This window comes from Methylophaga sp. F7 (assembly GCF_056863975.1).
Map to the genome: position 1 here is coordinate 1,467,823 of NZ_CM166511.1, position 22,633 is coordinate 1,490,455.

Genomic DNA, 22,633 nt, shown 5'->3' on the forward strand with positions numbered 1-22,633 from the left:
ACTCTGTCGAGGTTAGGACTTATTGATCTTTCATATTCACCACTGCTGGCGGCTATGAAAGATCAACAGCCCCTTGGTTATTTGGTAGCTTGATCCGCATCATCGTGCCTTTGCCATAAGGATTATCCAATGTCATCACCTCGCCACCATGCGCTTCAACCATGCCGCGGCAAATTGCCAGGCCCATTCCAGAGCCCGGTAAACTGGATTCGTGTCGATCACCTTGAGCGAGGCTGTAAAACATATTGAATACTTTTTCCTTTTCAGTATCGGCAATACCCGGTCCGTTATCAATAATATCCAGCGTTATCCAATTGTCATCATGCTGAACGATTAACTTTATTGCCAATTCTGCTGTGTTGTGGCGAATGGCATTATCCAGCAGATTGAAAATGGCTTGTTCCATAATTAATCCCTGAACATAAAACATCGGGGTATCTTCGGTTAATTCAAGCTCGAATTGCACATTATCTAATTGATGGCCCAACCGTCTTATAGCACCGTTAATCAGATCGTCGATATCCATCCATTCACGATTCAGGTTCAGTTTACCCTGGCTCAGACGAGTCATATCAAGCAGATTCTGAATATGACGGTCCAACCTGTGCGCTTCATCTTCAATGGTCTGGATCAGCAGCTGCTGATCATCAGTCGATAAATGCTGAGCATATTCACGTAATGACGAACTCGCCCCGATAATGGAAGAGAGGGGGTACGTAAATCATGTGAAACTGAAGAAAGTAATGTGGCACGTAGTTGTTCTGTTTCTGCCAGTAATTTGGTTTGTGAGAGTTCCGCCACCAGCATGGTACGGTGTAATACCACTGCGGTTAGCTGGCAGAACGTTTCTGTAGCCGTAATTTGCTTGTCATTAATGCGTTCATTAATGGCCACCAGGCCAAGCTGTCTGCCATCCCAGCTAAGTGGAAAAAACAACCATCCCTTGTGCCAGGTTTCACCGTCCAGATGTTTGGATAGCATTAATTTAAAAACTTCTTCACCAGGATGACCACTCGATATGCCCTCCGGGTGCAAAATCAATTTAGACTCCTGCTGAATGGCAATCACCACACGACCATCATTGCTCAGAACTCGCCGCAAGGCCTCCAATAAAATTTCGATAGTGGTTTCAGTGTTGGTCGCGAAAGAGAGCTTTTGACTGAACTCATAGAAATGAGACAGCCGGTTTAATGCCATTTCCTGCTTGGCTATAGCTTCGCGCATTTGCGTCGCTAAATGTGCCGTCATCAATGCCACCATCAAAAATATAATTAATGTGGCGACATCCGCTTTGTGCAGAATATTAAAAGTGTAATAAGGCTCAGTAAAAAAGTAATTGAAAGCCATAAAGCTGAACAAGCTGCTTAATAAAGCCGGACCAAAACTGGTTTTGGCTGATATCAGCAACACACCCGCCAGAAACAGTAATAACAGACTGGTGTAGGGCAGATAACGGTTAAGCACCTGGGCAAACAACACGATCACAAAAATCAATCCGATCGCGAGCAGATAATGTTTGAGCGGAGTATTAGTTGGAAGAAAACGCATAGCTGATCGCTTTTTCTGGAAAATTCGTAAAGTTGTTTTAACAATAAATCGCATTTAAAAAAGTAAAATTTATATAAAATTTTTATCTTTTTTTAGCTGACTTTCAGTCTCCTGAAACCAATAATCCATTCACGTTGATTATAGGGATGAATAGACTGATGTTGAGTTTTACCAAGTTGTTTCAAAGGCATATTACACCGTGTGTTGCTTGGCTTACATTTTTGATTGAGGTCGTAAGCTAATGCATTGGCGAGCCATCATCCGGTTATTTGGTTTGCTGTTGATGTTTTACAGTCTCAGCTTTCTGCCTTCATTAATCGTTTCATGGATCTACAGCGATGGACAATGGATAACCTTTATCGGGTCCAGCCTGATTGTGTTTTTATTGGGATTATCGTTGTGGCTAAGCAACTATCATCAACGTCAGGAATTATCCGTTCGTGATGGCTTTCTGGTCGTGACACTCTTCTGGTTTATATTGGGGCTGGTCGGCGCTTTACCCTTTTACCTCAGTCTGCATCTGGGTTTTACCGATGCGGTATTCGAATCCATTTCAGGATTTACCACCACGGGCGCGACCGTTATTGTTGGGTTAGATCAATTACCCCAATCAATTTTATATCATCGACAACAAATCCAATGGTTAGGCGGCATGGGGATTATCGTTCTGGCGGTCGCCATTCTGCCTTTATTAGGCGTCGGGGGCATGCAGCTGTATCGAGCGGAAACTTCCGGCGTTGCCAAAAATGAAAAAATGACACCCAGAATCGCTGAAACTGCCCGTTCCCTGTGGCTGATCTATCTGTTACTTACTGTGTGTTGTGCGTTAGCTTACTGGTTTGCAGGGATGAGTTTCTTCGATGCGGTAGGCCACGCCTTTACTACCGTGGCGACCGGAGGCTTTTCTACTCATGACAACAGTATCGGCTATTTTAACAGTCCACTTATTGAAGCTATCGCAATCGTATTTATGTTAGCTGGCGGGGTGAACTTTGCCGTGCATTTTTTAGTGTTAAGACGCAAGCTAATATCTTCATATGCCGAAGATCCGGAAGTAAGAACTTTTGGATTATTGTTTGTGTTTGCCAGTATTTTTATTGCGGTAAGCCTGTATTTCGCCGGGGTGTATTCTGGCGGATGGGAAGCGCTTCGTTATGCTGCGTTTCAGGTGGCTTCCATTATGACTAGTACCGGTTTTGGTACGGCGGTATTCGCGGAATGGCCATTACACATCCCGTTAATTCTGGTGATTTTGTCATTTATTGGTGGATGTGCCGGTTCAACCGCAGGTGGCATTAAAGTTATGCGTATCATGTTGCTGGCGAAACTGGGTTTACGGCAACTCGAGTTATTGGTGCATCCTCGCTCCGTATCTGTGGTGAAGTTGGGAAAACGGCCAATATCTGAAACAGTATTGTTTTCGATTTGGGGTTTTTATGTGCTTTATATTGTCACAGCATTGATGCTGACAGTTGCAATGATGGCAGCCGGCCTTGATTTGATTTCAGCTTTTGGGGCAGTGGTTGCAACGATCAATCTTCTGGGCCCGGGTTTAGGAGAGGTTGCCTCGAATTTTGCCACAATGGATGCCACGGTTAAATGGCTCGGGATCTTCGCAATGCTGGTAGGACGCCTGGAAGTGTTCACCTTGTTGATTCTATTTCTGCCAGCCTATTGGCGCAATTAACAGAGAGGTTTTGCAGATGAAAATTATTATTCTGGGTGCGGGACAGGTCGGCAGTTCGACGGCAGAAAGTCTGGTCAATGAAGGTAACAATGTCACGGTGATTGATCAGAATCCGGTATTGCTGGAGCGATTGCAGGAACATTTGGATATTCGCACGGTGGTGGGATATGCAGCACACCCCGGAACCTTGTTAAAAGCGGGCATCAAAGACACCGATATGCTGATCGCGGTCACCCATAATGATGAAATCAACATGATTGCCTGTCAGATTGCCAGCTCACTATTTAATACGCCCAAAAAACTGGCGCGGATACGTGCCGCAGATTATCTGGAATATCCGGCTTTATTCGCGCTGGATGCTGTGCCAATTGATGTCATTATCAGTCCTGAGCAATTAGTCACTGATTACATTACCCATCTAATTGAGCAACCTGAAGTCTTGCAGGTTCTGACCTTTTTGAAGATCGTGCTCGACTGGTTGCCGTTAGAGTGGATGCCGGGAGTATTATGGATGGTAAAGCCATCCATGATTTGCTGGATCTGCTTCCTAAAATACAAATGCGTATCGCGGCCATTTTCCGAAATGAAAGTGCTATTTCATTGGGAGGAAAAATCACGTTACAGGCCGAGGATGAAGTGTTTTTTCTGGCCGAAAAACATCAAATCAGTGAGCTGGTAAAAGTATTCAAAAAAGATTACCAACCCTATAAACGAATATTTATTGCCGGTGGCGGACAGATTGGTAAACAACTGGCACAGCGGCTGGAAAAGTCACATAACGTTAAAATTATCGAACATAATGAAAATCGTGCACGGGTTATCGCCGAAGAACTGCATCACAGCCTGGTTTTGCATGGTGATGTGGGTGATGCCAGCCTGCTTAAAGAAGAATATATTCATAAAACGGATGTATTTTGCGCTGTGACTAACGACGACGAAGCCAATATCTTGTCTGCGATGCTGGCGAAGCGCCTGGGAGCTCGCAAAACCTTTTCCATTATCAGTAAGGCCAGCCATGTTGAACTGGTTGAAGGAACCAGTATTGATATTGCCGTATCGCCTGCACAAATCACCATTGGGACCCTATTGACCCATATTCGTCGTGGTGATGTGATTACCGTACATTCGTTAAGACAGGGTGCTGCAGAAGCCATTGAGATCGTGGCACATGGCGATAAGCAAACCTCGAAAGTAGTGGGGCGTAAACTCTCAGAACTCAAACTGCCTAAAACGGCGACCGTTGGAGCGATATTACGCAAAGAAAAGATTTTGTTTGCCGAAAAAAATGTTCAGATTGAAAGCGGCGATCATCTGGTCATCTTTTTGACCGAACAGCAGGATGTCGATGAGGTTGAAAAACTGTTTCAAGTAGGATTTGAGTTTCTGTAAATCAGTTTATTAGAGATGTAGGAGCTTCAGTTTGTATCATCCGTCTTTAATATTTACTTTTTGCCTAAAAGTTCAACTAGATAATGAAACAATGTTTGTGATTTTCTAACGCATGCCAATTGAAGTCTATGCGGTTTTTATTTTTACTTCAGCGTTGCTGGCCCTGGCTCCGGGGCCAGATAATATTTTTGTGCTTACCCAGTCAGCACTTTATGGTAAACGCAGTGGCATTCTGATTACCTTAGGTCTATGTACAGGGTTGGTTTTTCACACCTGTTTAGTGGCATTCGGTGTTGCCACTATTATGCAAACTTCTGACTGGGCGTTGAGTGCGTTGAAAATAATCGGCGCAATCTATTTGGTCTACCTGGCCTGGCAGATTCTTAACAGCCAGACACAAGAATTATCAGGTAAGGGCGTAGTATTGAGTGATGCCAACTTATATCTTCGCGGCATTGTGATGAATGTAACTAATCCCAAAGTCAGTATTTTCTTTTTGGCTTTTCTGCCACAGTTTGCCAGTTCAAACTATGGTGCGATTACGCCACAAATTATATTGCTCGGGGCTATGTTTGGTGTTGTTTCACTCTTTATCTTTAGTGGTATTTCTATATTAGCTTCAAAGCTTGGCGACTGGCTTAAAAGAAAACCCAATGCTCAGGTTTATCTCAGTCGCACGACAGCACTGATTTTTGTTGTGTTGGCGTGTAATCTTTTGATAGGGCTAACTCATTGAGTCAAAACGCTGAAAATCAGTAAATTGACTCAGTGCCTTGTTGACGTTTAACACAGGCATCAAATATCTGATCATGGATAAAATCCGCTGATTTACTGGGGGGCTGGATAAATACCTGTTTGGCAATTTGCAATAAATCATCACGGCCTTGAGAGTCTTTGTAAATCGATTTGATTTTTGTTTCAAACGTTTCCCAGTCGTCGCCTTCGGTCTGACGGATTTTCTGGATTTCATAGGCAGTTCCTGCCTGATAGGCACAGCTGGTAATGGTTCCATGCTCCAGATTTTCTGCCTGGACCGAACCAACGAAAGTTAAGGCAAAAGTCATCATGACTAAGTGTTTCATCTGACATACCCCACTACTAAAACCTGCTAAATATTTTGAATCATCATGACATATTATCTGCAGAATAATACCAGTCTAATAGGAATGGCTTGTATGACAGGGCATTGCTATGCTAACAAGGGTGCAGGAAGTCCAAAGGAGCTGAAGTCTATGAGCAAAGAAATAGAACAAAGCATGATAGTGCTGGCCCGTCATCGTTTGAAATGGTTGAGGGTTGCCCTGGCTGGGCGAAATGCCGATCTGAATCTGGTTCAGAACACCTTTCATCAGCTGACAGGGCTGACCAGTTTAAGGTTTGTTCAGGATAATGGTCTGAGTCTGCCAACAGCGAAAGAACTGGCTATTATTGATAATCTGGCGATATTAAATGTTCAGCAACAACACCCGGAAGTATTGGAAAAATTTTCCAATGAATCACAGGAGTTATCGAAATATCTGGATATGCCTGCCCGGGATTTGCTTGATTTGCTGTTTAAGGAAGGAGGCCGGTTTCAGAATCAGGAAGCTATTTCAGTGGCTATGCACCGGGGCTTAATCAGTGATATTCATCATGAGAAAGAAGCCTACGACAGATTGAATGCACGTGAACGGAAACAGGATATGTAAAAAACCTGTTTACCAGTCTATGTTTTTTCCTTGCCAATCCAGAAATGACAATTCACCGTCGGCTGGCAAACCCTTTAGAATTTCAAACAATCTATCGGCAACAAAATCCGGGGTGAATAATTTATCGTCAGGCACGTTTGTATTATACGGACGAGATAGTGGAGAGTCAGTGGTACCGGGATGAAATGCCAGTAACTTTACCATTTTGGCGCGACGGGCATATTCAATGGCGGTGGATTTTAACAGCATATTCAACGCTGCCTTGCTGGCGCGATAGCTATACCAGCCCCCCATGTGATTATCATTAATGCTGCCAACCCGTGCGCTGAAGATGGTCACCTGACAGGTTTCAGCATGTTTAAGCACTGGTAAAAGCTGTTTCAGCCAAAGCACCGGGGTAATTGTATTGATATTAAACACATGGTTGATGGAGGCTGCTGTAAGTTGTTCGAGACGTTTTTCCGGTTTTACTGATTCATCATGGAGGATGCCGTGACAGATAAAGACCTTTTCAAAGTTACGTTGCTGGTCGTAAAACTGCATCGCCAGGTTGCCCATACTTGTTTCGTCATATTCAGACTGATACCAGATGACACCAGCAAACTTATCGGGTTGTGGTCCACGACTAACCACCACAATATTTTCAGCAGTTAAGTAAGTTAATAGTTTTTCAATGATGGCCTGAGCAATCTGCCCACTGCCGCCAATAACGAGAGCAGATGTTTTCATTTGTTGAGTATGCGCCTGATGATGTGAATTTTGTGTGTTAAAAATTTTTTACTTGTGTTCCCACGGCTCCTGCGTGGGAACACAAGTAACGACCTTTTAACTGAGAGCCATTCCTGATATCCATTTAAATGCTTTATAAATTGCGAAACAATTAGACTATTCATTCTGCATTCATGAACAATGGTTTACTGTTTAATAATGTGCGCTATATAAAGCAGTGAAAACTTATTACTGCCTTCTACTGACAAATGCTCTATAAACTATATTGACTCAGGTTTTCTGAAAAAATTATGAATGGATTAGTGCTATTTCTATGAAAAAATTCACCATTCGTTACCAGGATTTATTGTCTTTATTCTCAATGAATAAAACCTTATCTATTATTTTCCCGATTGTTTTAACAGCAAGTTTCAACATAAATGCAGAAGAGGCCGTTGAGGCGAATGAGGACTGCGGTGAAGCGGAAATTCGTTACAGTGATAACCCGGAGCTTACTCGCGCAGAAAGAATAGCATTAATGGAAAAAGCTTTTTTGATTCGGTTAACCGCTTTGAGTCATGCAATTTGTCTGATCCAAATAATACGTCTGCGGCTGGCAGTGATGGTGGAGATAGTGGCGAGCAAGGCGGTGGAGAAAATCAGGGTGGTAATGCTGGTAATCACTCAGTCGCCAGCCAGGAAATGCAGGGTACTGAAGCTGAGACAGAAATGGAAAGCTCGATGCCAGCTCAGGCCGGCACAGCAGATTCAGTTGAACAAACTGATAGCAATGGTGCGGCAGTGGTATCTTCGGGAGGTGCAGATAACGGTGCTATCCCGGAAGACATTCCATCCGCCAATAACGACGATGCCATTGCTGCACAAATCAGACTGGCTGCGGAAGCTGAACAAGATCCAGAGATTAAAAAGAAACTCTGGAATGAATATCGTAAATATAAGGGGATGAACATTGTTGAAGACTGAGTCATTTAGAGCCCCCTCCAGGTTTCTTATCTATCTTATTATCCTGACCCATGTACTAACGGGATGTGCAACTACGTCATCCTCAGGTAATTTAAAAACCGGTCCACAACTGGCCTCGGCCCAGGAACAAAACAAAGAAATACCCTACCAGGGCGTTAAACTTGACGTCATTATTCCGGTCTTTTCGCCAGGGCTTTCCGATTCAGCAGCTGAATATGAAGAAGAAGGTATCTGGCCTGAATTGAGACGAGCAGAAGCCAATCGATTTGCTTATAAATTAAAAACGGCTTTAGATGAAAGTGGTAAGTTTGGTGCGGTTCGGGTAGCCCCCAACAGCACTGCTTCAGGTGATTTATTTGCTGTCGGCGAGATCATTGAATCAAATGGTCAAGAGCTTGAATTTAGCCTCAATGTGGTTGATGCCAGTGGTAAGCAGTGGTTAAACGACACCATTGAATATGAGGTTGGTGAAGGTTTTTACAAAAATCCGAGAAATGACGGCAAAGACCCCTATGATCCCGCTTTTGATAAAGCGGCCCAGGCGATAATTGAAGCCCTGCTTAAACAACAGCAAAGCGAACTGGCGCAACTGCAGAATATTAACGATCTGCGTTTCGCCGCCAGTTTCAATGAACAGGCCTTTATGGAGTATCTCGATACCAGTGGTCAACAAATTAAGCTGGTCAGTATGCCGAGTGATGCTGATCCAATGTTTCAAAGAGTCAAATCGATTCAGGTTCGTGAACAGTTATTTGTAGATAATCTGCAGCAGAATTACAGTGCATTTTCCCAGCAAATGGATGACAGCTATCTGGCATGGCAGGAAGCCAGTGCCACAGAAATGCAATTGCGCAAAGAAGCTAAAACCAAAAGCATCTGGAAAATGATTGGCGGGGCAGTTTTAATCGGTGCAGCTGTTGCTGCCGCTACGTCAGGCAGTTCCAACGATCCACGTTTTGCTCGTGATCTTGCGACTGTTGCCGGTGGTGTTGGCGGTGCTGTGCTGATCAGCAGTGGCTTTAAATCTCGTGAGGAAGCCAAGTTTCATCAAGAGGCATTAAACGAGTTAGGTGAATCGGTGAACTTGGAAATGGCACCACAGGTGATGACTTATGAAGAAGAATCAGTCGAGTTAACGGGTGATATTGATGAGCAGTTCCGCCAATGGCGAGATTTTCTGAACCGGATGTATCAATTAGAAGCTACGCCTGATGTACAGCTCTAAATTTCGCTTGAGGTTCAGCCATAGATCATGATCCATCAGAAAATCGCTGAGGCTAAACTCGCTAAACGAAAATTATTCTTCAAAACACTGCTTATTATCATTTTGCTGAGCGTGTTTTGCGTGGCATTAGTTTTGTGGGCGTCAGCCACCAAAACCCCTTCCAATAGCGCCGAAACTGAGCAGCCACTGGATATTGTTGAAAGTTCACCTCTGGAAAGTGGCAATCAGGACAGTGAAAATTTGCGTCAGCAATATCTCGAAGCCTATGCCAATTTTGAAAATACAATTAAACCCGAGTTAAACAAGATCGATCTGCCAAAGTGGGATAAACCGCTCGCTGATCGTTTAAATGCAAATGAAAGTGCTGCAATAGAACAGTTTGGTGAAGCGAAATATGCTCAGGCTAATGCGACATTAGATGCTTTGATCAAACTGGCTGAAACTGCTATTTCGGACAGCCAGAATCAATTTGAATCGGCCATGCAAAACGCTCAACAGGCTTTTGATGAAAATCAGTATGAACAAGCTAAAGCAGCAACTTCAAAAGCATTGATGTTGGATAGTAGTTCTAATCAGGCTTCGGCGTTAGCAGAAAGAATTGAGCAATTACCGGAGATTGCATCTTTAGTTGAGCAAATTGAAGTGGCTAATGTCGAAAATAATCCCCAGACCGAGCTGAGATTAATCAACCAGTTATTAACGCTAACGCCAGAAAGAGAAGCGTTGAAGCAACGTGCTCAGGCGTTACAAACCACACTTAATAATCAAAAATTTCAATCGCTTATCTCCCAATCCTATGCTGCGATTGATGATGGTCGCATTGAAGCGGCCAAATCAGCATTGAGTCAGGCGCGAAATATCTACTCCAATCGAGTCGAACTGAGTGATGTAAATACTGCGATACAACAATATGAAAAAAACCAGCGGATTCAGTCGGGTCTGACCAACGCGGCAAAGGCAGAGTCTAATGATAACTGGCAAGCTGTAAAAACCAATCTTGAGCAGGTGGTTAAGGAAAACCCCAATAACCAATCGGCCACAGAAAAACTGACCATGGCCAATAACATATTGTCATTGGATAAACAGATCGATGACTACCTGAAATCGCCTTATCGACTGTCAAACAGCCAACTGGCAGAGCAGGCACGTGCTGCCATTAATGCTGCCGCAGCATATCGTAATCAAAGCCTCTCGCTGACCCGTAAAAGTCGTGAACTGGAAACGGTATTAACCGCAGTGAACCAGACTGTTCCTGTTGAAGTCCGCTCCGATAATCAAACACATATTCTGGTGCGGGGTGTTGGTAATGTAGGTGTGGTTGATTCAAAAGTGATTCAGCTTAAACCCGGCCAATATACTTTTGAAGGTAAACGCCAGGGTTACAAGTCAAAGTTAGTTGAAGTTACTATTCCCTACGACGTAAATCGTTTTAGTCTGACACTGGTATGTGATGAGCCAATTTAATCAGCAGCTGGAACTTGCCCGTAAACGTCAGCACAGAATGTATCTGTGGTTATTGACGATATTTGTGATGGTTTTCCTGATTATAGTGACAGTGATCTTTGCATCACGGGGTACCCGTGTTGAGGTTCAGCCAGATGATGCTTCTGATGTATCAATTAACGCCGAGTCCTGGCTGGCAATGGTTATTTTGGATTCAGTATATTCGCTTGCTGAATCCACCCAAATTCAAGTAACTGCGAAAGGCTTTTACCCTCTTAGAAAAACCATTGAACGAGCTGATACTGGCAAAGTCATTACGGTTACATTAACCCCGTTGCCAGCTAAGATTATATTGTCCACATCGCTTGACGATAATCTCACTCAATGGCTGATAGACGATGAAATCATTGCAGTAGCAAATCATCTTGAGTACGAACTCCCTGCGGGCGACCATCAGCTCATTGCAAAGCATCCACATTATCAAATGACGACGCTCGATCTGACACTCAGCCGTGGTGAAACAGTCACCCGGAATGTTGAACTGCAACCGCTGCAGGGTGAGTTTGTTGTAAATTCTGTGCCAAGTGGCGCAATGGTAAAGGTAGATGCTGTTGAAGTTGGCAAAACACCGCTTACAGTACCACTGCAAGGCGGTTTTCATGATGTGCAGTTAACACTGCAAAAATATGAAACCACCGAAGAAACCATTGAGATAAAAAATCCCAGCCCAACGATAGAAAGAAACTATCGTTTATCTGCAGAAACGGCGGGTGTACGGTTAAATCTTCAACCCTCAGGTGGTCAACTGACATTGAATGGGCTGCGAATCGATAATCAGGATCGCCTTTCGGTTGAAGCGGGTAAACAGCACCGGTTGCACTATTCAAAGCCGGGATTTTTCTCCAAAACTGAAACGTTCACTTTGGACACCAATGAAAAAAGAACCCTTGATCTCACTCTGCAAAAAGAAATGGGTAAGGTGGAAATTCTATCCACGCCAACTGCTGAAGTGAAAATTGATGGAAAAGCGGTAGGAAATACGCCAATTGAGCTGGAATTAAATGCCGTTCCTCATGATGTACAGTTCAGCCTGCAGGGATATCGAACGATCTCGAAAAGCATTACTCCAACGGCGAGTGAACCACAAAGAATATCCGTTACTTTACTCCCCGAGGCAAAAGCCAGAAAAGCTGAAGCTCCGAGAGTGTATAAAACCAAAGCCGGTGGTGAAATGGCACTTTTTTTCCCCAACGACATTATTAAAATGGGGGCAGGAAGAGATGAGCCGGGGCAACGTGCCAACGAGTTTTTAAAACAGGTCCGACTCAACCGACCTTTTTATGCCGGCACACATGAAGTGACTAACGCTGAGTTCCAGCAATTTGATAGCAGTAAATCTGGCGATGGCAAATTACCGATCACTAATTTGAGCTGGCTGGAAGCGGTCAAATTCTGCAACTGGTTAAGCCAGCAGGAAGGTTTAACCCCCGTTTACCAGCTGCAAGGCAATCAGCTGAATCAAATTAATAGCAATGCTGATGGCTATCGATTATTAATGGAAGCGGAGTGGGAATGGCTGGCTCGAAAAGCTGGTAAACCCGAACAAACTTTGTTCGTCTGGGGCAACGATAAAACCATCCGAACCAAAGCCGTGAATATTGCCGATGAATCTGCCAAAGGCAGTGTGAAGCTATATGTGCCAAGATTTTATGATGGTTATACCGGAATTGCTCCAGTGAAAAGCTTTGACCGAGAAAAGTCTGGGCTTTACGATTTGGGAGGCAATGTCAGCGAATGGACTCACGACAGTTACTCACTAACGGTGCCGAAACTGGATACCATTTATCCACATGTTCTTGATACTTCAACCATAGCAATGCGTGTGATAAAAGGCGCAAACTGGCGTTCTGGATCACTCAGTGAATTAAGAGCGTCCTACCGCGATGGTGCAGAGCTGGGTCGCGATATTCTGGGCTTTAGAATCAGCCGATTTTTATCTGGAGGGAATGAATGATGCTATTCAAAAGAATTTTACTGATTGGGGCTTCAATCATGTTGTTAGTGGTCTTATCGTTGATGATTCACAATGCCTGGGCAGGTAAATCGGTTATCAGTCTGAACTCCCCCGTTTCGTTCCCAGTGGATATCTGAAGATGAATGATTTGATGAAAAGCTTTGCTGCCTTGATCGTATCGATCATTGTGGTGCACATGATTTATATCGGTTTTATCCGGCCAGAGGCTGCACAACTGGTTGAACTTGCCTTACAACAACAGCAATCATCACCACGTAATATTGTGGTTATCATCAAAGACTACGAACAGGAAATCTGTTTTATTCTGATGTTTTGGGGCTGTTTTTTAATTGCCAGTTCATACCGTGAGATTCTCAAAACAAAATACCTGTATAGCGTTGATTTAATTGAGGATCCAACCAACAATAATGAGCAACCAATTGATAAATCTGAGCATAAAGAACTGGATGTAAACCGTATTATTCATCGGTTGGATAGTGAGATCCCCCAGGATTTAATCTCTTCGCCACTGGTTCAGACTTTACGTGCCTCATTATGGCGTTACAGCTCGACCAACAATGTGCAAAACCTGTCAGATGCCATTGAAAGTAATCTTGAAGCATTGGCTGTAAAACAAGACTCTGAAAACTCCATGATCCGCTATCTGATCTGGGCCATTCCCTCTATCGGCTTTATTGGCACAGTGCGTGGTATCGGTCAGGCACTTTCACAAGCTGATCAAGCACTTGCTGGCGATATTTCCGGCATGACTGATAGTCTTGGTCTGGCATTTAATTCGACGTTGGTCGCCTTGTTGATCAGCATCTTTCTGATGTTTTTGTTCCATCAACTGCAACGCATGCAGGACAGCCAGATTGTCGATACCCAAAGCTATTGCGACAAATACCTGTTGAGACGCATTCGCTAACAGCAAATGGCCTACCGACGAAAAAAACCGAAGGTTCCAGTCTGGCATTCCTGGATATCATGTCCTGTGGCCTTGGAGCGGTTATTCTTGTGTTTATGCTGGTCAAACAGAAAATTGATGAAACCCCGGTTGAAATCGATAATCTTAAACAAGATATCAGTCAGCTTGAACAGGTGAGGGATGATGCTGAGACCACATTGGGTCAAATAAGAGAACAGTTAAGCAGTGAAAATGCCCGTTATCAGGCGTTAAAAAAACAACTGGATGAAAAGCAGTCAACACTGGCGAGTCAGAGTCAGCAAGTCCAACGATCTGAAAGTGAACTGGATGAACTTAAATCCAGTATTACCTCCATTAAAGTGCCACAAAAACAACAGGATTTGGTTGAAGCTCCTCGTATCAATGAAGAAAACTATCTGTTAGGACTGAAAGTTGAAGGCCCCAAAATAGCGATTCTGGTTGATACCAGCGCTTCAATGACCAATGAAAAACTGATTGATATTATTCGCACCAAAAGCAGTTCCCAGCAAAACAAAAAGAATGCCGCCAAATGGCAACGCACTAAAAATGTTGTTGAATGGTTGCTGGCACGAACACCGGAGAACAGTGACGTGGTGGTAGTGGCTTTTAGTGAAGATGCCAAGGTATTAGGTGATAAAAAAGGTTGGCAAAAAGCCAGTGCATCACAAACGACTGCATCAATCATCAGTGAGTTAAACACCATTGTCCCCGAAGGCGCAACGAACCTGCAAAAAGGTTTGAATACCGTAAATCAGTTTTCACCAACCAACCTCTACGTGATTACTGACGGTTTACCGACCAAAGGTGAATCGCAATATCGTAGTCTGAATCCTTTCTCCAGTTGCAGTTCGCTTACCGGTAATGCGCAGACGATTTCGGGTGAATGCCGAGTGAAATTGTTTCAGCAAACCATCAACGAAAGCGGGAAGCGGGGCGTACAGGTCGATGTTATTATGCTGCCGCTAGAAGGTGATCCCGATGCCGTGAATCAATATTGGATTTGGGCTGCCACCACCGGCGGATTACTGATCAGTCCGGCGAGTAACTGGCCATGAAACATCGTAGAAAAGGCATCGATATATTCAGTCTGTCTTTTCTGGACGTGATTTCCTGTGGGTTTGGGGCCGTCGTCATGTTGATATTGATCTCTAAAACCGATGTCGATGTTTCCACTGCTGGTGCCGATGATATCAGCAGTTTACTGGCCTCGTTGATTGGTCTGGAAAACTCGGTGGCTGAAGTAAGTCAGCAAATTGAACAGGAGCTTTCGACGTTAGAAGCCTTATCGGGTGAAAAACAGGCTATTGCTCAGGCCGAATCTTCTTTGGAAAATCAGCTCAAAGCACTGCAACAAAAAAATGCCGCACTGGAAGAAAGTATTTCGGGACTGAGTCTGGTGGAATCACGCCTAAGGCAGGCGGCTTTGCCAACGCCAAGGAAATCTGCTGATAAGCGTTCCGCAGAAGTAGGCGGTATTCCGGTTGACAGCGATTATGTGGTGTTCATTATCGACACGTCTGGCAGTATGAAACAGATCTGGTCACGGGTATCCAGAGAAGTGGTGAATGTGTTGAATATTCACCCTGAAGTGAAAGGCTTCCAGATATTAAATGATATGGGCACATCGATGATCTCCGGCTACGATGGTCGCTGGATGCCTGATACGCCCTCTACACGAAACAGTGCCATCAAAATGTTTGAGAATTGGTCAGTGGTATCCAACAGTAGTCCAGTGGAAGGCATAGAAATGGCGTTGAGAAAATATGCCAAACCCAATATCACTACTTCAATCTATGTATTTGGCGATGATTACACCGGCTCATCGTATGATCCGGTTATTGATCGGTTAACCAAACAGAACAAGCAACTCAGCGATGGGCGACGACTAGCCAAAATTCACGGTGTAGGCTTTTTATCCGTTAACAGTACTGACAGATTCAGCATATTGATGCGAGAGTTGACCAAACGTAATGACGGTACTTATATTGCATTACCGCCCTAGAGGATAGGGCTTACCACGGGTAACCATGGGAGCCAGAAACGGTAAGATCTCGTTCACACACACCTGCGTGGTAACGCAAATGGTCTAATCAATAAACTCGTACTTCCAGCGAATTTCATCCGGCTTCATCATCTGCCCGACACTAAAACGAATCATACCGGTGGGATCGGAAGCTTTGCCAATCAATACATAACGACTGCCATCACTATCAAATCCGACGCCGGTTTTATCGTTGAATTCTGATATGGCACTACTGTTTTGCAGGATAAAAGGCAATAAATCATCTGCTGCATCGGGTGGCGCAAAGGGTGGAACCGTTTCAGGTCGATTGCACAAACCAACAAATATTTCCTCATCGGTCGGCAGGATCAGAATATTCCAATTGAACAGGGTATAGACCGATTTAGCTGTGTTATTCATTCGATGGACAGCTCAGTTAAGTGATATCTTCGGAGACTCAGATTCAAATAGGCTCCCACGCTGAGCATGGGAGCCATATTTAGCCGTTGAATCTCGATCCCATGCTTCTGCGTGGGAACGAAACAGTTTAATTAACGCAACGTTCTGCTAAACAGATTCAACGCCAGTTGATAACCAATCTGTGCTGTTTGGGCATCATAACGGCCACCATCACCCTCATCACGCATAAACGCATGTTCGGCATTGAATTCATGCCAGGTAAACGGAATGTCTGTTTCGTTGAGTTTGCTGTAGATCAGTGTGCGGCCTTCTGAGGGAACATGGTTATCCTGTTTGCCCCAGATCATCAGCAATTCGCCTTTGATATCTGCCAGACGTTCCATACTGTGTTGACCCGGTTTATTCGGGATCTTCTGAATATGTAAATCGGTAGCATAAAAACAAGCAGTGCCTTTCACTTCAGGTTGCAGTGCTGCACGAAAAGCCAGATGACCGCCAATGCAATAACCCATCGCTCCAAATTGACCATTGCACCAGGATTGTTGCTTGGCAAATTTGATTAACGCTTCGTTATCGGTGTCATAGCCCTGCACATCTTTGTTTTCTTTATCGGCATTGCCTTTATCGCGACCGGCATCGTCATAACCCAGCACCGTACCAATCGGATTTAGCTCATGGAATACTTCGGGGACTAATACGGCATAACCATGACTGGCCATTAATCTGGCCGCACGCTCAATCGGGCCGGTTTGCTGAAAAATTTCGGAATAAAACAAAATTACAGGGTAGCTGCCTTCACCAACAGGACGATGAATATAGGTACGCATCACACCAGTAGGTGTATCAAGATCGGCAAAATGGCTTTGAATCTTCATGAAAGCTCCCTTGAAGTTGGATAGAAAAATAATGGACTATTGTACAACGACTAATCATTTTCAGCGGCCTGATTAATCTAATCTTACGCTCAATAATATTGCCAAATACTGATGCTCAGCGACTTTAAAGTAGATTAATATTCGTCTGTGTTTGATTGAATGACGGTCAAGCAATTGAAATAGAGATTAAAAAAAGTGGTCAGCATCGTAAAACCTTAATAATTAACTGTTGGAATATCGCCGTACCACACGTCATAAAAGTTGTTGCTTAATTTATCTACAAGGAAAGTCATATGAAAAAAATAATTCTTAATATTGGTTTGCTACTGGGCATTATGTCGTCTTATACGCTGAGTGCCGATGAACTGCCAGTCACCGAAAGACTGGTTGATACACTTTCGGAGCTTGCCGGTGGCCCTCATCCAGGCATACGTTCTAATCATGCGAAAGGGATCATGGCTTCTGGTTATTTTGAAGCATCGAAAGAAGCCTCTGATATCACCTATGCACCTCACTTTAATACCCCTAAAACAGATGTGGTGGTTCGGTTTTCAAACGCCAGCGGTGTGCCCGATATCGCGGATTCAAGCCCGGATGGTTTTCCTAAAGGCATGGCGATAAGGTTTATGTTACCGGAAGAGGAATATACCGATATGGTGGTGATTTCGGTAGAACGATTCCCAGTCAAGACACCTGAAGATTTTCTTGGATTATTAACAGCCATCAAAGATTCGGCAAACTCACAAGCTAAACCGACACCAATAGAAGCTTTTCTGGAACAACATCCCGAAACGCTAACCTTTGTGCAATTACCTAAGCCCGCTCCAGTGAGTTATGCCACTGAAAAATTCCATGGCATTAATGCATTTGAATTTGAAAATGAACAAGGTAAAACCGTTTATGGCCGTTACCTCATTACTCCGGTGAATGGCACAGAGTACCTTTCAGATGAAGAACGAAAAAACGCTGCTAACAATTATCTACAGGATGAATTGCCAGAGAGATTAAATGATACTGGCGCGGCTAAGTTTACAATTGCCCTGCAAATAGCTGAAGAGGGAGATGTAATCACTGATCCTACAGTTGTGTGGCCAACAGAGAGAAAAATAGTGCAGCTCGGAACATTGACGCTTACTGAAATCATGACGGACGGTGAAAGTTATGCAAAAGCTAATATGTTTAACCCGTTGGCTATCCCGGAAGGCATAAGCCCAACAGACGATCCTATTCTTTTAGCTCGCCCTGTGAGTTATGCAATTAGTTTTGGTAGAAGACTAAATCCATAATTAGTTGGTATAAATAAGGCTAGAGTAAGGGGTGTTCGCTCAAGCCTTATTTTATTGTTAAATCAAAAGTTTTCCCTGGACTAAACCATTGTGCAATAGGAAATAGTTTAAACAATTCGATTCTGCTATTGGTGGGCTGTGATAATAGCCTTGAAAAATATCGCAGCCCATTTCAGACAACACTTCGCGTTGTTCTTTGGTTTCCACGTATTCTGCCACCACATGCACTCTTTGTGCTTTTCCCAGTGAACATATTGTCCTGACAATATCTGCATTAGTGTCATTGACCAGAACGTCCCGTGTAATGGAACCATCAATTTTTATTGCATTCACTTGAAAGCGGCGCATATATAACAATGATGAATAGCCCATGCCGAAATCATCCATTGCCAGATGCACACCGGTTTCGACCAGCTGTTGTAAAATCAAATCTGTCAGGCTGGTATCGGGAATTTCAGAAGATTCGGTAATTTCCAATTCAAGTTCTTCTGCCGATATACCGTAATCCTTAATATATTTCGTAATATAAAAAGGTAAATCCTTATCTGTTAACTGAAGTGGAGAAATATTTACCGCGACAGTTAATGCTTTATATCCTGCGGCATTCCAGCGAGCTTTGCAGGCACAAGCCTGCTTGATTACCCATCGGCCCAGATGATGAATCAATTCACTATCTTCGGCGACAGCGATGATCACAATAGGAGAGATAAAACCATATCTTGGATGCGTCCAGCGAAGCAGGGCTTCAACACCAACGATTTGCCCCTGACGATCATGCTTGGGTTGATAGACCAGTGTCAGCGAATTCTGTTTAATCGCATTTTGCATATCAACAGCAAGATCCCGGGCAATCATGCCAACCTTATCCTGGCGGGTAATAATTTTTTGTCTTGTATTGCCCACCTTGATTATCGTGTCTGATGCCTGTGTAAAAGCATCTAAAGACTGTTGCTGACGGTGTTTTTCAGCTTTTTTCACAAAGGGCAGGTAGCTCAAGGTGCTGATAGCGATTAACAGAACTTGCAGAGCAACACCACGCCAGGATTCCGTCAGTAGCCAGCCTGATAATAAAGGGGGCGTTGTCCAACCCACAATTGCGGAATCGTAAATAGTGATCAATCCAAACTGCAAAGCGGCCAGTGATATCAACATCAATAGAACCGGTATCAGCACAAATGGAATCAGGTAAAACGGATTAAATACAATCGGTAATCCGTAGATCAATATGTCATTAATATTGAACAGAGAAGGGACTATAGAAATCTTCGCAATTTTATTCTGTGCACCACGCCGCGTAACAATAAAAATTGCTATTAATAGGCCGAGCGTTGCTCCAGATCCGCCCAAATGCACAAAGTTATTGAACAGGACTCTAAACGCCAGAGATGAAGCATTGAATCCTGCATCCAAGTTCGCTAAAAATAGCGCTCCATCCGCTGCACCGTATATGAAGATACTGCCATGAAGACCCACAAACCAGAACAATTGGTTCATTAAAGTGACAAAGGAACCTAAAATCCAGGTTCCATATTCATTGTTATGTGCCCAATCAATAATAAGTTGTGTAAAGTCGGGAAAATCAGGTGTTGAAGCCAGTATCAGAGCCGTTATAAAAAAGATCATTCCGCTAAGAATAATCGACGGGCTTAAGCGCATCGCTTGATAAAAGGTAGTATCGGTATCAACAGGCAGGTTCAACAGATCAAGATAGGGTTTTCTGGCGGCCCAGAGCATTAGTTCGGCTGAAAGCAGCCCAACAACAATCCCTATAAGAATAACTTCTGCACTGAACTCAACTGGAGAAATATTGGGTAGTGAAACGGTGATGATCAGAAAGTTAATTACCGCACTGATTGCCACCATTAATGGAGGGGCAATTTCACGGTGTTTGGTTAAACCTGGCATACGAAAAACAAGTTGGGAAGAGACGATAGCTGCCAGTAACAAACCAAACAAAGTAAATGAATTATCGATGATTTGTCTTAATGGTTCACGCCAATCTGCACCAAGCCAATGATCCATTGACTGCTGATAATAAAGCCAGGGAAAGTTCAGTATAAGTTCGGCAATAACGCGAAGAAAAGTGAGCGGCAAAAGTGCGACAAAGCTGTTTCTCGTCGCTATCATCCATAAGAGCAAACGTGCTTTCAATCCCGGCTCCTTTTATTTAGATTTATCAGGTTTTGTTGAATGTATATTTGAAAAAGTGAGAACCATTAACATCAACCTGATGTTCTAATTATTCCAGCATATTTACATATAATCAGATCGGCAATCAATTTTATGTGACGCCTACCAGAAAAAAATCATTAAAGGGGGGATTGAATGAGTCGTGTAACGCACAACTTATGCCAAATATTATCTATAGGTGTAAGCAGAATTATTCCGTTTTAAACCTGACATTATCTATATTTTTAAATGCAATAGTGATGGATATTTTTTACTGTATTTAGTCGCTCAAATTTTAGCTAATTATTAACGAACATTATTACCTTTTTCGGCATACATTTTTTTATCAGCAGCAGCTAAAAAAACATTAACATCAATATCTTTTTCAACCAGACTATTTACAAAACCCACACTGTATTCAATATCATAACCCCGAGCTGCTTCCTGATTATAATTCGTTACTTCGTTATCAAAGCGTTGAATAACCCGTTGCGTATTTTCAGCATCAACATCCATCATTAACACGGCAAACTCATCACCACCAAGACGGCCGAATACATCAGAATCACGGAAAACTTTCCGCAAGAAATTCGCAAATACGATTAACGCTCTGTCGCCCTCAGCGTGGCCGAACTGGTCATTAATGGGTTTAAATTTATTTAAATCAAACAACAGGATAGAAGCTGAAAGTCCTTTGCGACGGCAAACATTCAAACTGTGTTTAGCCAGCGCCGTAAAGCCTCTGCGATTTGAGATTAACGTCAGATCATCCAGTGTCGCCAATTGCAAAGCAGCAATTTCCTGTTCGGCCATTACGCCGAGATCGCGTAATAACTGCAAATCTTCCGGATCAAATTCTCTTGGTTCATCATCAATGATGCAAAGGGTGCCAAGGGCGCTACCATTATTTATCTTTAGTGGATAGCCAGCATAAAAGCGAATGTTGGGATTAGCTGTAACCAATGGATTATCTTTAAATCGATGATCCTCCAGAGCATCTTCTATAACAAATACGTCATCACCTAATATGGCATGACCACAAAACGAAATTTCTCTCGGTGTCTCGTCAGGAAGCTCATTTTCTGAAGCTTTGGATTTAAACCATTGGCGCCCATCATCAATCAAGCTCAACACTGAGATATCTACTCCAAACATACGCTTGGCCATGCGGGTCAGTCGATCAAATCTTTCTTCAGGTGCCGAATCAAGAATTTTAAGCGCTCTAAGCTTTTCAAGTCTTTGTTTTTCATCTTCGGGAATCATCGGTGAAATCATTATTTTGTTATCTCCAAACATGCCTTAGCAGATGGCAACCTTATTGACCATGGACATTCAAAGCAAGCAACAAGGTCACACAAACGTAACTCAAGTTGAGAAACAATTAGATTAAATTAAAACGTTATCCAGAAAGTTTGGATGCACATCAGTAATCAAGGTTATTCATCTTCTGGTTGGTAACCATCCCGAATCGTGATTTCAGTGTCTTTTGGGTGTTTTTCCAGAACCATACTGTTTTCACCAATGGTGATTTTGAAACTATCACGTGTAACTTCTGAAACTGTATAAGGCGTAAGATCAAGTAACAGCATATTGCCTCGAAGGCGGGTAATGCTGTCATCTGTCTGGGAAAGATAAGTCATATCCTCATCGTGATAAGTCACTAGCTCAGAAATCGTTTCCATGCCCTTGTCAGTCATGGTGAACGTTAAAGCAAAGGTATATTGGCCCTGCTGTCCAATCCAGGTAGTGTCGGCAAGCATCGCATAATCGACACCACGAGTCAGCGTCATATCACCGCTTTGCAAATGATCTTCATCTTTAACGGTCAGGGTATCAGTGGGTAAATCTTCTTCGGCTTTCAGTTTAATCATTTGTTCGCCACTGTCATATTCATACTCGGCAGTAGTGACATCTTCTCCCTGATGAATCTCAAGCGTTCCATCGGTATTAAACTGATAACTGATATTACCTTCCGGGCCCACAAATCTGCCCTGAAATTCATCATAGCCACAGCCAGATAACGAAATAGATAGAATTAAGGCGAACAGCCATATTAGTTTGTTCATTGATGAAGTTATCCTTGCTTATAAATAGATTCAATGACGCAGAGGATACCGTTAAAGCAGTAAGACACAAAATAAATACGTCGTTATTGGCTTTGGTCACACTACTTGTGAAAAATTAAACGTAGATTGGGCTGAATTTATGATGCCCAACACGTGAAACAGATTAATTGTTGGGCTTCG

The 22,633-nt window shown here is 43.3% G+C and carries 22 protein-coding genes and 1 pseudogene; 14 read left to right on the plus strand and 9 right to left on the minus strand.

Features of this window, described 5'->3' with window-relative positions:
- Positions 1 to 52: 52 nt before the first annotated feature.
- Both AC08OG_RS07645 and AC08OG_RS07650 read right to left on the minus strand, forming a co-directional pair.
- On the minus strand, positions 53 to 700 hold the full coding sequence (locus tag AC08OG_RS07645) for a sensor histidine kinase (RefSeq protein ID WP_482930532.1): 648 nt from the start codon (positions 698 to 700) through the stop codon (positions 53 to 55).
- A complete protein-coding gene (locus AC08OG_RS07650) occupies positions 631 to 1,548 on the minus strand; it encodes a DUF4118 domain-containing protein (protein ID WP_482930497.1) in 918 nt (305 codons plus the stop codon). Before AC08OG_RS07650 ends, AC08OG_RS07645 begins: the two co-directional genes overlap by 70 nt.
- 241 nt (positions 1,549 to 1,789) lie before the next feature.
- Here AC08OG_RS07650 and AC08OG_RS07655 point away from each other — a divergent pair, with 241 nt between their 5' ends.
- The 4 genes and pseudogenes from AC08OG_RS07655 to AC08OG_RS07670 all read left to right on the plus strand — a co-directional run bounded on the left by AC08OG_RS07655 (position 1,790) and on the right by AC08OG_RS07670 (position 5,360).
- Positions 1,790 to 3,235 carry a TrkH family potassium uptake protein gene (locus AC08OG_RS07655; protein WP_482930498.1) on the plus strand — a complete coding sequence of 482 codons (1,446 nt, stop codon included), beginning with the start codon at positions 1,790 to 1,792 and terminating at the stop codon, positions 3,233 to 3,235.
- A gap of 16 nt (positions 3,236 to 3,251) precedes the next feature.
- Positions 3,252 to 3,560 (plus strand): annotated as a pseudogene (locus AC08OG_RS07660) (NAD-binding protein); the annotation flags it as partial.
- A 182-nt stretch (positions 3,561 to 3,742) separates the two neighbouring features.
- Positions 3,743 to 4,624 carry a Trk system potassium transporter TrkA gene (gene trkA / locus AC08OG_RS07665; RefSeq protein WP_482930499.1) on the plus strand — a complete coding sequence of 294 codons (882 nt, stop codon included), beginning with the start codon at positions 3,743 to 3,745 and terminating at the stop codon, positions 4,622 to 4,624.
- 112 nt (positions 4,625 to 4,736) lie between these two features.
- Positions 4,737 to 5,360, plus strand: a complete 624-nt coding sequence (locus AC08OG_RS07670; protein WP_292401499.1) for a LysE family translocator — start codon at positions 4,737 to 4,739, stop codon at positions 5,358 to 5,360.
- Positions 5,361 to 5,376: 16 nt separating this feature from the next.
- Here the strand turns inward: AC08OG_RS07670 and AC08OG_RS07675 are convergent, their stop codons facing one another.
- Entirely contained in the window at positions 5,377 to 5,706 is a 330-nt protein-coding gene (locus AC08OG_RS07675; RefSeq protein ID WP_292356998.1) for a hypothetical protein, read from the minus strand.
- Between the two features lie 150 nt (positions 5,707 to 5,856).
- On the opposite strand from AC08OG_RS07675, the gene AC08OG_RS07680 reads away from it, so the two are divergent.
- Complete coding sequence (locus AC08OG_RS07680; protein WP_292356996.1) at positions 5,857 to 6,312, plus strand: hypothetical protein; 456 nt, start codon at positions 5,857 to 5,859, stop codon at positions 6,310 to 6,312.
- 9 nt (positions 6,313 to 6,321) lie between these two features.
- On the opposite strand, the gene AC08OG_RS07685 is transcribed toward AC08OG_RS07680, so the two are convergent.
- Entirely contained in the window at positions 6,322 to 7,041 is a 720-nt protein-coding gene (locus tag AC08OG_RS07685; RefSeq protein ID WP_292356994.1) for an SDR family NAD(P)-dependent oxidoreductase, read from the minus strand.
- A 564-nt stretch (positions 7,042 to 7,605) separates the two neighbouring features.
- Between AC08OG_RS07685 and AC08OG_RS07690 the strand changes: the two genes are divergently transcribed.
- Genes AC08OG_RS07690 through AC08OG_RS07725 form a run of 8 tightly spaced genes read left to right on the plus strand, consistent with a single transcriptional unit; the run spans position 7,606 to position 15,637 of the window.
- Complete coding sequence (locus AC08OG_RS07690) at positions 7,606 to 8,004, plus strand: hypothetical protein (protein ID WP_482930500.1); 399 nt, start codon at positions 7,606 to 7,608, stop codon at positions 8,002 to 8,004.
- Positions 7,991 to 9,229: a hypothetical protein gene (locus AC08OG_RS07695; RefSeq protein WP_292356990.1), complete on the plus strand. Its 1,239-nt coding sequence runs from the start codon at positions 7,991 to 7,993 to the stop codon at positions 9,227 to 9,229. Before AC08OG_RS07690 ends, AC08OG_RS07695 begins: the two co-directional genes overlap by 14 nt.
- Positions 9,230 to 9,256: 27 nt before the next feature.
- Positions 9,257 to 10,693: a hypothetical protein gene (locus tag AC08OG_RS07700; protein ID WP_482930501.1), complete on the plus strand. Its 1,437-nt coding sequence runs from the start codon at positions 9,257 to 9,259 to the stop codon at positions 10,691 to 10,693.
- Positions 10,680 to 12,686 (plus strand): PEGA domain-containing protein, encoded by a 2,007-nt coding sequence (locus AC08OG_RS07705; RefSeq protein WP_482930502.1) that lies wholly within the window; start codon positions 10,680 to 10,682, stop codon positions 12,684 to 12,686. Before AC08OG_RS07700 ends, AC08OG_RS07705 begins: the two co-directional genes overlap by 14 nt.
- On the plus strand, positions 12,683 to 12,823 hold the full coding sequence (locus AC08OG_RS07710; protein ID WP_292401514.1) for a hypothetical protein: 141 nt from the start codon (positions 12,683 to 12,685) through the stop codon (positions 12,821 to 12,823). The genes AC08OG_RS07705 and AC08OG_RS07710 overlap by 4 nt, the downstream gene beginning before the upstream one ends.
- Before the next feature lie 2 nt (positions 12,824 to 12,825).
- Positions 12,826 to 13,614 carry a MotA/TolQ/ExbB proton channel family protein gene (locus tag AC08OG_RS07715; protein ID WP_292356981.1) on the plus strand — a complete coding sequence of 263 codons (789 nt, stop codon included), beginning with the start codon at positions 12,826 to 12,828 and terminating at the stop codon, positions 13,612 to 13,614.
- Entirely contained in the window at positions 13,581 to 14,690 is a 1,110-nt protein-coding gene (locus tag AC08OG_RS07720) for a VWA domain-containing protein (RefSeq protein ID WP_482930503.1), read from the plus strand. Before AC08OG_RS07715 ends, AC08OG_RS07720 begins: the two co-directional genes overlap by 34 nt.
- Positions 14,687 to 15,637 (plus strand): coiled-coil domain-containing protein, encoded by a 951-nt coding sequence (locus tag AC08OG_RS07725; RefSeq protein ID WP_292401523.1) that lies wholly within the window; start codon positions 14,687 to 14,689, stop codon positions 15,635 to 15,637. The genes AC08OG_RS07720 and AC08OG_RS07725 overlap by 4 nt, the downstream gene beginning before the upstream one ends.
- 84 nt (positions 15,638 to 15,721) lie before the next feature.
- On the opposite strand, the gene AC08OG_RS07730 is transcribed toward AC08OG_RS07725, so the two are convergent.
- Both AC08OG_RS07730 and AC08OG_RS07735 read right to left on the minus strand, forming a co-directional pair.
- On the minus strand, positions 15,722 to 16,057 hold the full coding sequence (locus tag AC08OG_RS07730) for a hypothetical protein (protein WP_292401525.1): 336 nt from the start codon (positions 16,055 to 16,057) through the stop codon (positions 15,722 to 15,724).
- 131 nt (positions 16,058 to 16,188) lie between these two features.
- Positions 16,189 to 16,932 carry a dienelactone hydrolase family protein gene (locus tag AC08OG_RS07735; RefSeq protein WP_439503298.1) on the minus strand — a complete coding sequence of 248 codons (744 nt, stop codon included), beginning with the start codon at positions 16,930 to 16,932 and terminating at the stop codon, positions 16,189 to 16,191.
- Between the two features lie 293 nt (positions 16,933 to 17,225).
- Here AC08OG_RS07735 and AC08OG_RS07740 point away from each other — a divergent pair, with 293 nt between their 5' ends.
- On the plus strand, positions 17,226 to 18,218 hold the full coding sequence (locus tag AC08OG_RS07740; RefSeq protein WP_292356971.1) for a catalase family peroxidase: 993 nt from the start codon (positions 17,226 to 17,228) through the stop codon (positions 18,216 to 18,218).
- 57 nt (positions 18,219 to 18,275) lie between these two features.
- Here AC08OG_RS07740 and AC08OG_RS07745 read toward each other — a convergent pair whose 3' ends face one another.
- From AC08OG_RS07745 to AC08OG_RS07755, 3 genes are all read right to left on the minus strand, one after another.
- Complete coding sequence (locus AC08OG_RS07745; protein WP_482930504.1) at positions 18,276 to 20,369, minus strand: EAL domain-containing protein; 2,094 nt, start codon at positions 20,367 to 20,369, stop codon at positions 18,276 to 18,278.
- A 324-nt stretch (positions 20,370 to 20,693) separates the two neighbouring features.
- Positions 20,694 to 21,662: a sensor domain-containing diguanylate cyclase gene (locus tag AC08OG_RS07750; RefSeq protein ID WP_482930505.1), complete on the minus strand. Its 969-nt coding sequence runs from the start codon at positions 21,660 to 21,662 to the stop codon at positions 20,694 to 20,696.
- A 161-nt stretch (positions 21,663 to 21,823) separates the two neighbouring features.
- Complete coding sequence (locus tag AC08OG_RS07755; protein ID WP_292356965.1) at positions 21,824 to 22,453, minus strand: lipocalin-like domain-containing protein; 630 nt, start codon at positions 22,451 to 22,453, stop codon at positions 21,824 to 21,826.
- Positions 22,454 to 22,633 lie beyond the last annotated feature (180 nt).

Excerpts from the sequence above, each read along its gene's own strand:
- AC08OG_RS07650 (WP_482930497.1), bottom strand. The coding sequence starts at position 1,548 with ATGCGTTTTCTTCCAACTAATACTCCGCTCAAACATTATCTGCTCGCG.
- AC08OG_RS07655 (WP_482930498.1), top strand. The coding sequence starts at position 1,790 with ATGCATTGGCGAGCCATCATCCGGTTATTTGGTTTGCTGTTGATGTTT.
- trkA (WP_482930499.1), top strand. The coding sequence starts at position 3,743 with ATGGATGGTAAAGCCATCCATGATTTGCTGGATCTGCTTCCTAAAATA.
- AC08OG_RS07670 (WP_292401499.1), top strand. The coding sequence starts at position 4,737 with ATGCCAATTGAAGTCTATGCGGTTTTTATTTTTACTTCAGCGTTGCTG.
- AC08OG_RS07675 (WP_292356998.1), bottom strand. The coding sequence starts at position 5,706 with ATGAAACACTTAGTCATGATGACTTTTGCCTTAACTTTCGTTGGTTCG.
- AC08OG_RS07680 (WP_292356996.1), top strand. The coding sequence starts at position 5,857 with ATGAGCAAAGAAATAGAACAAAGCATGATAGTGCTGGCCCGTCATCGT.
- AC08OG_RS07685 (WP_292356994.1), bottom strand. The coding sequence starts at position 7,041 with ATGAAAACATCTGCTCTCGTTATTGGCGGCAGTGGGCAGATTGCTCAG.
- AC08OG_RS07700 (WP_482930501.1), top strand. The coding sequence starts at position 9,257 with ATGATCCATCAGAAAATCGCTGAGGCTAAACTCGCTAAACGAAAATTA.
- AC08OG_RS07705 (WP_482930502.1), top strand. The coding sequence starts at position 10,680 with ATGAGCCAATTTAATCAGCAGCTGGAACTTGCCCGTAAACGTCAGCAC.
- AC08OG_RS07710 (WP_292401514.1), top strand. The coding sequence starts at position 12,683 with ATGATGCTATTCAAAAGAATTTTACTGATTGGGGCTTCAATCATGTTG.
- AC08OG_RS07715 (WP_292356981.1), top strand. The coding sequence starts at position 12,826 with ATGAATGATTTGATGAAAAGCTTTGCTGCCTTGATCGTATCGATCATT.
- AC08OG_RS07725 (WP_292401523.1), top strand. The coding sequence starts at position 14,687 with ATGAAACATCGTAGAAAAGGCATCGATATATTCAGTCTGTCTTTTCTG.
- AC08OG_RS07730 (WP_292401525.1), bottom strand. The coding sequence starts at position 16,057 with ATGAATAACACAGCTAAATCGGTCTATACCCTGTTCAATTGGAATATT.
- AC08OG_RS07735 (WP_439503298.1), bottom strand. The coding sequence starts at position 16,932 with ATGAAGATTCAAAGCCATTTTGCCGATCTTGATACACCTACTGGTGTG.
- AC08OG_RS07740 (WP_292356971.1), top strand. The coding sequence starts at position 17,226 with ATGAAAAAAATAATTCTTAATATTGGTTTGCTACTGGGCATTATGTCG.
- AC08OG_RS07750 (WP_482930505.1), bottom strand. The coding sequence starts at position 21,662 with ATGATTTCACCGATGATTCCCGAAGATGAAAAACAAAGACTTGAAAAG.
- AC08OG_RS07755 (WP_292356965.1), bottom strand. The coding sequence starts at position 22,453 with ATGAACAAACTAATATGGCTGTTCGCCTTAATTCTATCTATTTCGTTA.